The following is a 13,035-nucleotide window of genomic DNA, read 5'->3' on the forward strand; positions in this document are numbered from 1 at the left end:
ATTCCGATGTCCTATGCGGTGCCGAGCCTGTCGGCAATCGCTGTGGCCAACCCAACGATGCTGAGTGGCGCGCAGCCTTCGGCATTGTTGCTCACGATGACGTAGGCGGGCTGCCCGGCCTGCAGCGTGCGGACCACTACATCGGCGATGGCATTGCGCGTCTCCGTGTCCGGGTCCGCAAGCTTGTCGAAGGGGGAGAAGGCTTTCTCGGCCATCGCATAGGACCGGCCTTCGCGCAGCATCCAGCGCAGGACGAGTGGTCCGGGCGCGCCATCGTCCATCAGCGCCTGGGCTTGCGCCTGCCGGGGCACGGAAGGCAGACGATCCCGCGCGGCCAGGCAGAAGCGCACGCCGTGATCGCGCAGCAGGCGGATGTAGCGCGGCGTCAGCAGGGACGCGTCGCGCATTTCCACGGCATAGCAGGCGTTTGGCGTCAGCGTTGGTTCGAGCGGCGGCAGCGCGGCAAGGAATGCTTCGAGTCGCGCGAACAGCGCCGGGCCATCGTCGGCAAGACTCTGCAAAGGCGAAAGCTGGAACAGCAGGGGACCACAACGCGCGCCGAGTCCCGTTGTGGCCGGCTCGATAAAGTCGCGAATGGCGATTTCCGCGTCGAGAAATGCGGCATTGGCCAGGCGTCCCGCGCCGTCGGGGCCGCGCAGCCAGGCATCGCAAACGCTGGCCGGTGCCTTTACCAGGAAGCGGAAGTGCTCAGGCACCTGCGCTGCGTACCGCAGGTAATCGGTAATCGGAATGGGACCATAGAAGCCGCGATCGATACCGGCGGCGCGCAACAGCGGATGCTGGCCGCAGGCTTCCAGGCCCTTGCGCGACAGCAGGCTTTCCGTGTACTCGCCGTCGTAGACCATGCCGTGCCAGCCTGGGTACGACCACGACGACGTACCGAAATACAGGTTCGACGGCAGCCCCGCGGCGAGCGCGTTCAGGGCGGGGTCGTGCGTCCATGGCTGGACGACCTTGCCGACGGCTTGCTTCTTGACGGGTGTGGGCGTGGAGGCGGTGTCCGGCGACGCAGGTGCATCGCCGAACAGGTCGAGGTTAGGGGTCAATCTCAGCTGCTGGTTCCGATCGGAGAAGCGTAAATATAGCGCCGCGAGACCGGGAACGTATCGGCGGGGCGATCCGCCTTCTGGCAGATGACCTGGTAGATCGACATCTTGCCGGTGGTGAAGGCGTGTGCGCAGCCTGCCAGGTAGATGCGCCAGATGCGGTATTTCTTCTCGCCGACCATGGCCCGGATGGTCTCCGCATTGCTCTCGAAGTTCTCGGCCCAATGCCGCAACGTCTGCGCGTAGTGGCGGCGCAGCAGTTCCACATCGAAGGCTTCGAGCCCGCCCTTCTGGGCCGTGGTCAGCACCATGCCGATATGGGGCAACTCGCCTTGCGGAAAGACGTAGCGGTCCATGAAGGCGGACCCGTCCATTGGCACTTCGCCGCTGTCGGCATCGGGAGACGTGATGCCGTGATTCAGCGCCACGCCGTCATCCTTGAGCAGGTCGCGGATACGGCCGAAGTAGCCGGGCAGGTTCTCCTTGCCCACATGCTCGAACATGCCGACGCTGGTGATGCGGTCGAACTGCCCCTGCGTGTCGCGATAGTCCTGCAGCCGGATCTCGATGCGGTCCTGCAGCCCCGCCGCCTTCACGCGCTCGGTGGCCATGTCGAACTGGTTCTGGCTCAGCGTGATGCCCACGCAGCGCGCGCCGAATTTCTCCGCTGCGCGGATGACCAGCGCGCCCCAGCCGCAGCCGATATCGAGCAGCGTCTGGCCCGGCTGCAACTGCACCTTGGTCAGGATATGGTCGATCTTCTTGAGCTGCGCAGTGGCCAGGTCCTCGGTGCCATCCTCGAAGTACGCACACGAGTAGACCATGCGCGGATCGAGCCAGAGCTGGTAGAACGCGTTGGAGACGTCGTAGTGGTACTGGATCGACGCCTTGTCTTCTTCCTTGGTATGCGTGAAGTGGTCGGCCACCCGGGCGAGCATGCCGCCTGCCCGGCGGGCGGCCGCGGCAGAAAGGCCATAGCCCACCTTGATGATGTCGGCCAGCCGGCCGTCCAGGTCGATCTTCTCCTGGACATAGGCTTCGCCAAGATTATCAAGGCTTGGTACGAGCAGTAGGGGCAGGGCGGATGCCTCGCGCACGGTCAGCGTGACGTCCGGCTTTTCGAAATGGCCAAGCTGGTATTCACTGCCGTTCCACAGGCGGAGCCTGACTGGCAGGTTGGCGTGCTCCCGCACGTCGGAGATCCAGCTATCGAGCTGCTTTTCCAGGGCTTGTTTGAAGAACATGCGGCTTTCTCCCGATTGGTTCGTGATTCCTCTCGAAATGAAATGCCCCACGGTCGGCTGCGCTTACTGCGTGGATGCCGCAGCGCTGGCCTTGGGGGCCGCATCGATGCATGGCCGATGCGGCGGCACAGAAAACTTTACGCCAAATCCCCGGATTGTGCAGTGCGCGTCCCGCACCGTCAGTGCCTGTCAGGTCAGGCAGACATTTGCGCTCGGTCGTGGCTCAAGGCGAGAGACGCACGATCTGCCAGCTGCCGTCGGCCTGCTTGCGATAGCCAATGCGGTCGTGCAGTCGTGAAGGACGACCCTGCCAGAATTCCATCCATGTCGGGCTGACCCGATAGCCGCCCCAGTGCGGGGGACGCGGCGGGTTCTCGCCGTACTTGGTGCGGAAATCGGCTTCGCGCGCTTCGAGTACGTCGCGGCCCGAGACTTCGCGGCTTTGCTCGGAGGCCCAGGCGCCCAGGCGGGAGCCCAGCGGGCGCGAGGCGTAATAGGCGTCGCTTTCGGCATCGGCCACTTTCTCGACGATGCCCTCCACGCGCACCTGCCGTTCGAGCTGTACCCAATGGAATAGCAGTGCCGCGCGCGGATTGGCCCCGAGGTCCAGCCCCTTGCGGCTTTCGTAGTTCGTGAAGAACGTGAATCCGTGCTCGTCCATGCCCTTGAGCAGCACGATGCGCGCGGACGGCTGGCCGTCGCTGGCCACCGTGGCAAGCGTCATCGCGTTGGGTTCGGGGAGCTTGGATTGCATCGCCTCGTCGAACCAGCTCTGGAACTGGCGGATGGGGTCAGCGGCTACGTCGGATTCTGAAAGTGCGCTCAGCATGTAGTTGCGGCGCAGGTCGGCGAGTTGGGTCATGTCGCGGCTTGAAGGGTCAGGCGCGCGCGCGGAATCACGCGCGCAGATGCTTCGAGTATAGCGAATGCGCCGGGGCGCGCATTTGCGTTGCCGCAAGCAAAAATGGACGATTTACGAGTCCGCTGGTGAATCCTTCAGGGCAGGCGTTGCACCGATCTTGCGCGTCTGCCTGCGCGAGTAATAGTTCGCCACGCCCATCGCCCCTGCCATCGACAGGAAGATCGGCAGCATGCCCAGCGCGGTGCCCACCACGCCGAACGTGAGTGGCCACACTACCTGGCTGGTATTGAGCACGGCCGAGCGCAGCCCGAGCGCTTCGCCGGCACGGCCCGATGGCGACACGGTGTGGAGGATGTTCATGACGTTGGGCTGGGCGCTGCCGAGCGCGAGCCCCAGCACAAAAGCCAGCGCGCACATCAGCCAGAAATGCGCCACGAAGGGATAGACAAGGTAGGCCAGGCCGCCCACGAGCAAGGCCAGCCGGATGATCTTCCATTCGGAGAAGTGCCGCGACACCATCGGCATCGCCACACGAATCGCCAGCGTGGCCAGCGAAAAGGCGCCGAGCACCCAGCCGATCATCGATGGAGAAAGACCGATGCGCGTGCCTTGAATCGGAATCAGGAACGCGTGCAGATCCCACGCGGCGGAGAGCACGGCGCTGGCGACGAATACCGCGCGCAGTTCGGGATACTGGAGCAGGTCCAGCGTGGAGCGGCGCGAGCCGTCCTCGATGGCGAGGCGTCCCGCGTTGCCGCCCGTGGCGGGCAGGCGATGCCGCACGCGCTGCAACCCGATCACTCCGGCGAGCGCCACCACCACCAGCAGGCAGAAAGCTGGGCGGAAGCCCGCGTGCTCGATGGTGTAACCCATGGCAACCGGGCCGAGCGTGCCCGAGATCGACAGGCCCAGCGCATGCCAGGTGTAGTTGCGCAGCCGGGTCTCGTTGGTTGACACCTGTCCGATCAGCAACTGCATGGCCACCTGCACCAGCATGAAGCCCACGCCGATCAGCGCGCAGGCGGCGTACAGCGCGGCGATGTCCGGCCAGACCGCCGGCAGCAGCGTACCGCCCACGACCATCAGCGAACCGGCCATCATCGGCAGCCGGGGACCGATCTCGTCGATGCGCTTGCCCGCGCGGATCGCCAGGAACATCGGCAACAGCGCGTAGATCGACATCAGGATGCCCAGCGTCACCGTCGACGCCTTGAGCGAAATGGCAAAGAGGGAAACGACGACACGGCTGGCATTGAATGCCACGTGATTGCACACCGTCAACGCGATCAGCCATGTGATCGGCGGGACGGCAGCGTGAGGCAACGTCATGGGGCGCGGGGGCAGGAATAGTGGATCGCGCCGCCGGCAATGTCTCCGATCCGGGCGAGAAGACGCGCGAAGAAGAAAAAATGGATGCGGCCGAAGCCGCACCTGACAAAGCACCAAGGCCGGACTGGAACCCGGCAAAGGCGGCGATGCATGCCACTGTTGCTTAAATGCTTGATTAGTCAATGGCTGGGACGATTATGCGACCGCATCGACGCGATGCACAACATCGGTGAAGGGGGAGGTGCGGATTTGCAACAGTGGTATGTGGGCTCCCCTCTCCCACAAAGTGGGAGAGGGGTTGGGGGAGAGGGCCTGAGGGTCTGCTTGCCGACGAGTCGCAATTTGCACCGCTGACCCTCTCCCCCGCCCCTCTCCCGCGAGCGGGAGAGGGGAGCAAACCGGCGAGAGAGGAAGTCCTCAACCCCCCTGATACAGCTGCCGATCATTCTCCGGCCGGTTCGGACTCTGTACCGACGGCGCCGGAATCCTCGGCTTGGTCGGTGCCGGGCCTGCCTCCCCACGCGCGGCGTCGGACTTCGTCGGCGATTCCGGCACCGCTGGGCCGGCCTGCTGGCCCTTCACGTTGGGGCCTTGATACGTCTTGCCCGGTGGCGGTGCCGTAGGCCGCTTCTTGAGTTCCGCCAGGAGCTTGCCGCACTGGCTTTCGTCGCCGCCGGGCGAGATATCGAGTAGTGGGATCACCATCGCCACCGGCGCGGTCAGAGCGAGTGCCAGCGCGCCGCCGGCGCGCAGGGCCAGGATCGCGATGTTGGGGCTGACCGACGGATTCTTGAACGTGCCGCCTACGTAAAGCGGCGAGCGCAGCGAGATGATCCGCAGCCCCTTGGAATCCGGGTGGATGGTCAGCGCGAGTTGCTCGTCCTTGAAATTGATGCCGCCATCGACGTTGATCACCGCATCCTGCGTATCGAGCACGAATGTCTGAACGCGCGCCACACCGTCCTTGACGCCGAATGCACTGACGCCGCAATTGATCTGCACGGGCTTGTCGCCGAACAGCTTGGAGATCACCACGCTGCCCACGTTAAGACCTACCGCTTCGAGTATGAACTTGCTGACCGTGCCGTTCTCCACCAGCAGCTTGGCCTCGCCGTTCGATGTGCCCAGCAGGGCCGCCACCGAGTTACCCGTGGCCGACAGCTTGGCGCTGCCGTTCACCTCACCGACGCTCGCGCGGGTGCTCTCCACCTTCGGGAACAGTTGCTTGAGCTTCAGGTGCCGCGCGGTCATGTCGAGCATCGCGGTCATCGGCTCGCGCTTGCCGTCGAGCTTGATCGTCGAGACGAGGTTGCCGCCGGCCATGCCGAAGTTCAGGGGATCGAGCAAAAGCACGCCGTCAGTCAGCTTCAGATGCGTGGTCAGGTCCGTGATGGGCAGGTCCTCGTCGCGGACGATGCGTTTGCCTGTGAATTTCACGTCGGCATCGATCTCGTCCCAACGCTCGGTGCGGAACGGCGCCACAGGCAGCGCCTTGTTCGGCGGCTGCTTGACCGGGCTTTCCTTGGCGGCCTGGCCCGGTTTGGCATCGGCGCCAATCAGCGGCGCGAGATCGGAGAACAGCAGTTGTTTCGATACCAGTTCGCCCGACAACAACGGACGCGGCGAGCGTTGCGCGAAGGTCAGCGTGCCGCCCAGATCGCTGCTACCTACCTTGCCGGTGAAGTCACGATAGGTGTACGTCGAGGCGCCTTTCTTCAGCGTGGCCACCAGCCGGCCACGCGTGTCGTAGGGTGGCGTGGAAGGCAACACGATGCCGGTGAGCGGATACAGCGATGCCATGTTGTCGCCCGATAGCCGCAGGTTTACGTCGAGCGCGCCGAGGTGGGCCGGGTTGGTGACCGTGCCTTCGATCACCGCGCGCGTGGCACCTACGCGCACATCGGCCTGCACAGGGTAGGGCGTGTTCACATCGCGCAGGCTCAGCACCGTGCCGGCCTTGCCGGTGGCGTTGATCGTGGCCTTGTTGTAATGGCCCACTGCCTTCCAGCGGATGCCGTAGCGCTCGTTGTCCTTCGCGTCCTTGGTATCCTTGTCCTGCTTGTTGTCCGCGGCTTTGGCGTCCGATGCGGCATCGCCCTGCGAAGCCGCCACTGCCGAAGCGTCCGATGGCATCAGCGCACCATCGCGAGCCTTGTCGTAAAGCGCCTGGTCGCCCACGGTATCGAGCGTGGCCTGCAGTTCGATCTTTTCGGCTGCATCGCTTAGCGCGAGATTGCCGCGCTGGAGTACGACCTCGCCAATGTCGAGGTGCCATTTCGATTGGCCGGAATCGGTCTCCTTGCGGGTATCGAAGGTCCAGTTATTGCGTTTGTCGGCGAGTCGTTCGAGCCAGACGGCCGGGCTGTCCACGACGATGGTCGGCACGTTGATTTCATGGGCCAGCAGCGGCAGCGGGCGCAGAATGAAGATCAGTTCGCGGATGGTGCCCATGTTGGGTGCGCGAGCCCAGTCGGGGTTGCCCACCGTGATGTCCCGTGCGGAGAGGCGGGGCCACGGCACGAAAGTGCGCCAGCCGGTCTCGCCCTGCGCGCGTTTCCACGTGACCACGAGGTCGCCGTTGATCGCGAAGGGACGGCCGATGGATTCAGATACCTTGTCGTTGAGCCACGGTTTGAGCCGGTTCCAGTCAAAGGTCAGGATGACGATGATGAGAATGGCGATCAGCGCCAGCGGCGTGAAAGCACTCCAGAAAATGATCTTGCGTCGACGCGAGGCGGGCATGGGAAACGCTCCGTTTTGTGGCTCCGTTTGTGCAGCCATGCGGCGGATAAACCACTACATGGATATTGTAGGGAGCCGTGTCCGGCGGAGTTGTCGGCGGTCGGCTGACATTGCGGTCGCCCGAAAGCCTATTTTTGGCGCCGATGCCATGGCGGCGGCTGGCTTAGAATGCCGGCAGCACAAACATTGATCGTCATGACCGCGAACTCCACGCCTGTGGCAGCGCATCACCTGCCCGACTCCCTTACCCATGAATCCGTTGCCGATGACGACTATCACCGTCGTTTTGGCGGCGTCGCGCGCCTGTACGGCACGGCCGGGCTGATCCGGCTGGAGCAGGCCAGGGTGTGTGTCATCGGCATCGGCGGCGTGGGCAGTTGGGCCGCCGAGGCGCTGGCGCGCAACGCGGTGGGCCACATCACACTGATCGATCTCGATCACATTGCTCCGTCGAACACCAATCGCCAGATTCACGCGCTGGGCGATGCCTATGGCCGCGCCAAGGTGGAAGCGATGGCCGAGCGCATCGTCGCGATCAATCCGCGTTGCCGGGTCACGGCCATCGATGACTTCGTGACGGAAGACAACGTGGCCGAATTGCTCTCGGGCTTCGACTACGTGATCGACGCCATCGACGCGGTCAAGGTAAAGACCGCCATCCTCGGCTGGGCGCGCGGCGCCGGTGTTCGGGTCATTACGTGTGGCGGGGCGGGTGGTCAGCTCGACCCCACGCGCGTCAGTATCGAGGATCTGTCTCGCACCATTCAGGATCCGCTGCTCGCAAAAGTGCGCGGCAACCTGCGCAAGCAGTGGAATTTTCCGCGCGATCCGAAAAAGAAATTTGGCATCCAGGCCGTCTATTCGGACGAGCCACTGAAATACCCCGAACCCGAGCAGCAGGCGTGCGAAATCGACGAGGTGCCGCCCGCGCCGCGTCAGGCGCCGCAAGGACTGGCCTGCGCGGGCTTCGGATCGTCGGTGGCGGTGACCGCCGTGTTCGGCTTCGTCGCAGCCTCGGCCGTGATCGGGACGATTGCCGCCGAGAACTAGGCCGCCAGTGTACGGATCAACTGGTCCACCTCGGCTTGGCCGGGTGCCTGATTGTCGAAGAAGATTAGTTCGGGATACTCGCCCGGATCTGGCGAGAAGCGGCGCTTGCGATACGCGTCCCAGTGCGTGAGCTTGTACGCATCGTTGGGATTGCCACGCTGGATAATGCGCGCGTGAGCCTCGTCCTCGGGCAGATGCACCCAGACAATGCGCGTCCGCGTACCGTCAGGCACGCGCAGCCATTGCGGATCGATCAACTGGTGTGCGCGGATTTCCCGCGATAGCGGTCCGATCACGATCACGCTGATGCCGAGCATCAAATTCTCCCGCGCGGTATCGAGCAGGCCCTCGTATTCGGGATCACGCAGGTTATCGAGGTAGGCCGGGCTGTCGCGGTCGTTGGGGTCGCCGGTAATGGCGCGCATTGCCGCGGCGCTGTAGTTACCGTAGAGCGTGTCCTTGTCGAGGAGACAGAACGGTTCGCCGGTGACCTGCATCAGCGGCCCGATCAGCCGATGCGAGAGCGAGGTCTTGCCGGTGCCGGCGTGTCCGCAGAAGAATATCAGTCGTGGCATATCGGTGGCCTGCAGGAAAGCATGAAGGCCAAGCATACCGGGCTTTGCGCAAAATCAGATCGGCTCGCGGGGAAATCGGTATCCTTTCCGCCTATCTCAAAGAAAAAGCGACCAGTCGCCATGTCCGCTTCCCCAGCACAAGATTCCCTCCATCCTTCCTCCAATCCCTACGAAGGGCTTTCCTCGGAAGGCTTGCCCGACGCACTGCGGCTTGGCGAGCCCGTCACTGATGCCACGCACGCCGAGTTCCTGCAGCTACTGGATGTAGCCGTCAAGGCGGACGACGCGGGCTTCCTGGCTGCGTTCGACGCCTGGATCGACCACACGCGCCATCATTTCGAGCAGGAAGAGCAATGGATGGAGGCAATGGATTTCGGCCCGCGTTTCTGCCACGCCAACGAGCACAAGGGTGTGCTGCAGGTCTGCGAAGCGGTGCGCAACAAGATTGCCGAAGAACAGGAAGATCCCGAAGGATCGGGCAAGGGCGGCCTCGATCTGGGCCGCCGGCTGGTGGGTGAACTGTCAGCGTGGTTCGACAATCATGTGAAGTCGATGGACACGATGATGGTCGAACATATGAAGGCGAACGGGTTTTCGTTGGTGGAGGCAGGGGCCGCTTAATCCTCGCTTTGGTTTTCTCCCCTCTCCCAGAGGGAGAGGGGAACAACACCCGCAGACGGCGAGTGTTAATTCAACGCCGTCGCCAACTGCCGCCGCCATTTCGACACCACGGCGGGTGCTTCCGTCGCCATCAGGTCGAAGACAGACAGCATCGTCTTGCGGCCGATGTCGTCTTCGAAGCTGCGGTCGCGGCGAACGATTTCCATCAGTTGTTCCAGCGCAGGTTCGTATTCGCGACGTGCGATCAGGATCTTGGCGAGTTCCAGCCGGACGCCGAGGTTGGCCGGCTCGGATGCCACCTGGGCCTTGAGATCGGCGCCATCGGGCAGGTCGTTCAGGCCGGCCATCGCCTCCTTCATCGCATCAAGCCGGGTTTGCAGCGCGGCGTAACCATCCTCCTGCGGCGCGCGCGGGGTGAGCTGGCCGAACTCGGCTTCGGCGGCGTCCAGTGCGTTGCCATCGAGCAGGAAACTGATGAATTCGAGTCGCGCCGCGTCGTTCTCTGCATCGGCTGCCAGCACGGCCTGCCATGCCGCAGTGGCTTCGTCACGCTGGTTTGCTGCCGTCAGCTCGCGCGCATGCTGCAGGGCCAGCACGCTTTCGTCCGGTCCCAGCGTGCCGATGAAATCGCGCAGTTGCGATTCCGGCAACACGCCAACAAACTGGTTCACCGCCTGCCCGCCCGCGAACGCGACGACGTGCGGAATGCTGCGTACGCCGAAGTGGGCCGCCAGTTGCTGGTTCTCGTCGACGTTAACCTTCACGAGCTTCCATTGGCCGGCGCCTTCGGCTTCCAGCTTTTCCAGCATCGGTCCAAGTGTGCGGCACGGACCACACCACGGTGCCCAGAAATCGACCAGCACCGGCACGGGGCTGTTGATGACTTCGGCTTCAAAATTCTGCAGGGTGACGTCGCTCATGTTCTGCACCTCGGAAATCGGATGGGCCAAAAACATGGCCGGATCTTCCCATTGTGAGGGCGACGCCGCAGATTGCAACCGGGCACCCTTGCAGCCCCCTCCTATAGGCGGGAAAACCTCCGGTTGAAAATAGAACGGTCGTTCAGTTATATTGTTTGACTGCTGCGCAAGGCCCGCCTTGCGCCCCATGCGAATTCGAAAAACCGGTCACCAAGACCGTCCGCAGGAGACACCATGACCACCAAGCCCGCCCGTCCGCATTTCCAGTTCTGGCCCAAGCGTGCGCCGACCGAGATCGTGCTGCCGGAGACCTCGCTCTGGTACAACCTCGAAGTCTCGGCCCATCGTTTTGCGGACAAGGCGGCGATCCGGTATTTCGGCAATGCCATCACGTTCCGCGCGCTGCAGGAGCAGGCCACAGCGCTGGCCGGCTGGCTGCAGCAGAAGGCAGGCGTGAAGAAGGGCGATCGCGTGCTGCTGTACATGCAGAACTGCCCGCAGTTCATCATCAGCTACTACGCGATCCTGCGCGCAGATGCCGTGGTGGTGCCGGTCAACCCGATGAACCGGTCCGAAGAGTTCAAGCACTACGTGACCGATGCGCAAGCCTCTGTCGCCATCTGCACGGCGGATCTGGCCGCCGGGGTCATGCAGGCCGACGGCGAGTTGCCGGCCGCAGAGCGGCTCAAGCATCTGCTGGTGACGCAGTACGCCGATGCGCTGCCGCCTTCCCATGAATTTCCCGAGGATGCCCCGCCCGCGTGGCTGACCGCCCAGCATCCGCTGCCGGCTATGGCCACGGCGTGGACCGAGGCGCTCGGCGCCGCGTTGCAGCCCGGCCCGCATACAGCAGGCCCCGACGACATGGCCGTGATGCCCTATACCTCGGGGACCACGGGCTTCCCCAAAGGCTGCATCCACACGCACCGCTCCGTCATGCACAACGTGGTGGGCGGATCGACATGGTCGGGTAGCGGCGCCGAATCGGTGCTTCTTTCCGTGCTCCCGCTGTTCCATGTGACGGGCATGCAGTACGGCATGAACGGCCCGATCTACTCGGGCGCCACGGTCGTGATGCTGCCGCGCTGGGATCGCGAGGTGGCCGGCCGCCTGATTTCGCGCTACCGGGTCACGCACTGGACCAACATCCCGACCATGGTCATCGACTTCCTGGGCAGCCCGAACCTGGCATCGTTCGACCTTGGCAGCCTGCGCTACATCGGCGGCGGCGGCGCGGCCATGCCGCAGGCCGTGGCCGAGCGGCTGAAGACGCAGTTCGGCCTGAGCTACCTGGAAGGCTATGGCCTGTCGGAAACGATGGCGCCGACGCACAGCAATCCGTCAGAGCGCGCCAAGCTGCAGTGCCTGGGCATGCCGACATTCAACACCGATGCCCGCATCGTGGACCCGGTGACGCTCGAGGAATTGCCGCCGAACGAGGTGGGCGAGATCATCGTGCGCGGCCCTCAGGTATTCAAGGGCTACTGGCGCAAGGAAGACGCCACTCGCGATGCCTTCATCGAATTCGAAGGCCAGACCTATTTCCGCACGGGCGACCTGGGCCGGATGGACGAGGAAGGCTACTACTTCATCACCGACCGCCTCAAGCGCATGATCAATGCGTCGGGCTTCAAGGTCTGGCCGGCCGAGGTGGAGAACCTGCTGTACAAGCATCCGGCCGTGCAGGAAGCGTGCATCATCGGCACCCGCGATGCGTATCGCGGCGAGACGGTGAAGGCCGTGGTGGTGCTGCGCGCCGACGCCAAGGGCAAGACCTCGCCCGACGACATCATCGAATGGGCCAAGGAAAACATGGCCGCCTACAAGTATCCGCGCGTAGTGGAGTTTGTCGACGCACTGCCGAAGTCGGGCACAGGCAAGGTGATGTGGCGCGCGTTGCAGGAATCGGAGAATGCGAAGCAGGGGGCTGCGGCGTAGGGGTTTGACCCTGCCTCGGGTTTTCTCCCCTCTCCCGCACGCGGGAGAGGGGAGCCAAAACAGTCGGGAGAGCGCAGGCTCAATGCCCCCGCGCCCGCATCAGCATCTTCACCATCGTCTTGTACCCCCGCTCCCTCGCGTGCCGTGACGGCGTGATGCCTTCGCGGTCGGCCAGATTGGCGTCGGCACCCGCATCCAGCAGCAGTTGCACGATCTCTTCGTAGCGCGCGCTGCCATCGCCCAGGATCACGGCTTCGAGCAGCGCGGTCCAGCCAAGCTGGTTCACGCGGTCTACGGGCACTCCCGCTTTCAATAGCAGTTTCACGCCTTCCACGTTGCCGTGCTGGCTCGCGGCAATCAGTGCGGTGCCATCGTAGCGATCGGTGCTGCGCACGTCCGCGCCATGTGACAGCGCCAGCCGCAGCGCGTCGAGTTGATTGGTGGCGGCGGCCAACAGGAAGGCGCTGTTCGATTCCATATCCTTCTGGTTCACGTCGGCGCCTGCCAGGATGAGCGCGCGTGCCACATCGCCGCGCCGGTTGTAGAGCGCGGCCAGTAGCGCGGAGCGACCGCGTTCGTCAGCGGCGCGGGTCGATGCGCCGGCGTTGAGCAGGCGCATGACGAGGTCAAGGTCGCCGATACCGGCGGCCGTGATCAGGTTTCGGTCCAGCGCGGTCATGCCCTCAC

General features: G+C 64.1%; 12 protein-coding genes. 4 read left to right on the forward strand and 8 right to left on the reverse strand.

Going from position 1 to position 13,035, the window contains the following annotated elements; all coding sequences use genetic code 11:
• Positions 1 to 11: 11 nt before the first annotated feature.
• The 4 genes from FFS21_RS12535 to FFS21_RS12550 all read right to left on the reverse strand — a co-directional run bounded on the left by FFS21_RS12535 (position 12) and on the right by FFS21_RS12550 (position 4,502).
• Positions 12 to 1,067 carry a DUF72 domain-containing protein gene (locus FFS21_RS12535; protein ID WP_137925161.1) on the reverse strand — a complete coding sequence of 352 codons (1,056 nt, stop codon included), beginning with the start codon at positions 1,065 to 1,067 and terminating at the stop codon, positions 12 to 14.
• A gap of 2 nt (positions 1,068 to 1,069) precedes the next feature.
• On the reverse strand, positions 1,070 to 2,311 hold the full coding sequence (locus FFS21_RS12540; RefSeq protein ID WP_137925162.1) for a class I SAM-dependent methyltransferase: 1,242 nt from the start codon (positions 2,309 to 2,311) through the stop codon (positions 1,070 to 1,072).
• 223 nt (positions 2,312 to 2,534) lie between these two features.
• Positions 2,535 to 3,173 (reverse strand): pyridoxamine 5'-phosphate oxidase, encoded by a 639-nt coding sequence (pdxH, locus tag FFS21_RS12545; protein WP_137925163.1) that lies wholly within the window; start codon positions 3,171 to 3,173, stop codon positions 2,535 to 2,537.
• A gap of 111 nt (positions 3,174 to 3,284) precedes the next feature.
• Positions 3,285 to 4,502, reverse strand: a complete 1,218-nt coding sequence (locus tag FFS21_RS12550) for an MFS transporter (protein ID WP_137925164.1) — start codon at positions 4,500 to 4,502, stop codon at positions 3,285 to 3,287.
• Between the two features lie 20 nt (positions 4,503 to 4,522).
• On the opposite strand from FFS21_RS12550, the gene FFS21_RS32005 reads away from it, so the two are divergent.
• Complete coding sequence (locus FFS21_RS32005) at positions 4,523 to 4,669, forward strand: hypothetical protein (protein ID WP_171020400.1); 147 nt, start codon at positions 4,523 to 4,525, stop codon at positions 4,667 to 4,669.
• Positions 4,670 to 4,919: 250 nt separating this feature from the next.
• Here FFS21_RS32005 and FFS21_RS12555 read toward each other — a convergent pair whose 3' ends face one another.
• Entirely contained in the window at positions 4,920 to 7,244 is a 2,325-nt protein-coding gene (locus tag FFS21_RS12555; protein WP_137925165.1) for an AsmA family protein, read from the reverse strand.
• Between the two features lie 195 nt (positions 7,245 to 7,439).
• Between FFS21_RS12555 and tcdA the strand changes: the two genes are divergently transcribed.
• A complete protein-coding gene (gene tcdA, locus FFS21_RS12560) occupies positions 7,440 to 8,294 on the forward strand; it encodes a tRNA cyclic N6-threonylcarbamoyladenosine(37) synthase TcdA (RefSeq protein ID WP_137925166.1) in 855 nt (284 codons plus the stop codon).
• On the opposite strand, the gene FFS21_RS12565 is transcribed toward tcdA, so the two are convergent.
• Positions 8,291 to 8,869, reverse strand: a complete 579-nt coding sequence (locus tag FFS21_RS12565; RefSeq protein WP_137925167.1) for a P-loop nucleotide/nucleoside kinase family protein — start codon at positions 8,867 to 8,869, stop codon at positions 8,291 to 8,293. The genes tcdA and FFS21_RS12565 overlap by 4 nt on opposite strands.
• A gap of 120 nt (positions 8,870 to 8,989) precedes the next feature.
• On the opposite strand from FFS21_RS12565, the gene FFS21_RS12570 reads away from it, so the two are divergent.
• The gene (locus FFS21_RS12570; RefSeq protein ID WP_137925168.1) at positions 8,990 to 9,490 is read left to right on the forward strand and encodes a bacteriohemerythrin; all 501 of its coding nucleotides are present in this window, start codon (positions 8,990 to 8,992) and stop codon (positions 9,488 to 9,490) included.
• Between the two features lie 65 nt (positions 9,491 to 9,555).
• Here FFS21_RS12570 and trxA read toward each other — a convergent pair whose 3' ends face one another.
• The gene (trxA, locus tag FFS21_RS12575; protein ID WP_137925169.1) at positions 9,556 to 10,410 is read right to left on the reverse strand and encodes a thioredoxin; all 855 of its coding nucleotides are present in this window, start codon (positions 10,408 to 10,410) and stop codon (positions 9,556 to 9,558) included.
• Positions 10,411 to 10,644: 234 nt separating this feature from the next.
• Between trxA and FFS21_RS12580 the strand changes: the two genes are divergently transcribed.
• On the forward strand, positions 10,645 to 12,348 hold the full coding sequence (locus tag FFS21_RS12580) for a long-chain fatty acid--CoA ligase (protein ID WP_137925170.1): 1,704 nt from the start codon (positions 10,645 to 10,647) through the stop codon (positions 12,346 to 12,348).
• Between the two features lie 79 nt (positions 12,349 to 12,427).
• On the opposite strand, the gene FFS21_RS12585 is transcribed toward FFS21_RS12580, so the two are convergent.
• Positions 12,428 to 13,035 (reverse strand): ankyrin repeat domain-containing protein (locus tag FFS21_RS12585; RefSeq protein ID WP_137925171.1); only part of this gene is annotated, 608 nt, incomplete at its 5' end.

Source organism: Cupriavidus sp. 2SB (genome assembly GCF_005503625.1).
Classification (GTDB): Bacteria; Pseudomonadota; Gammaproteobacteria; order Burkholderiales; family Burkholderiaceae; genus Cupriavidus.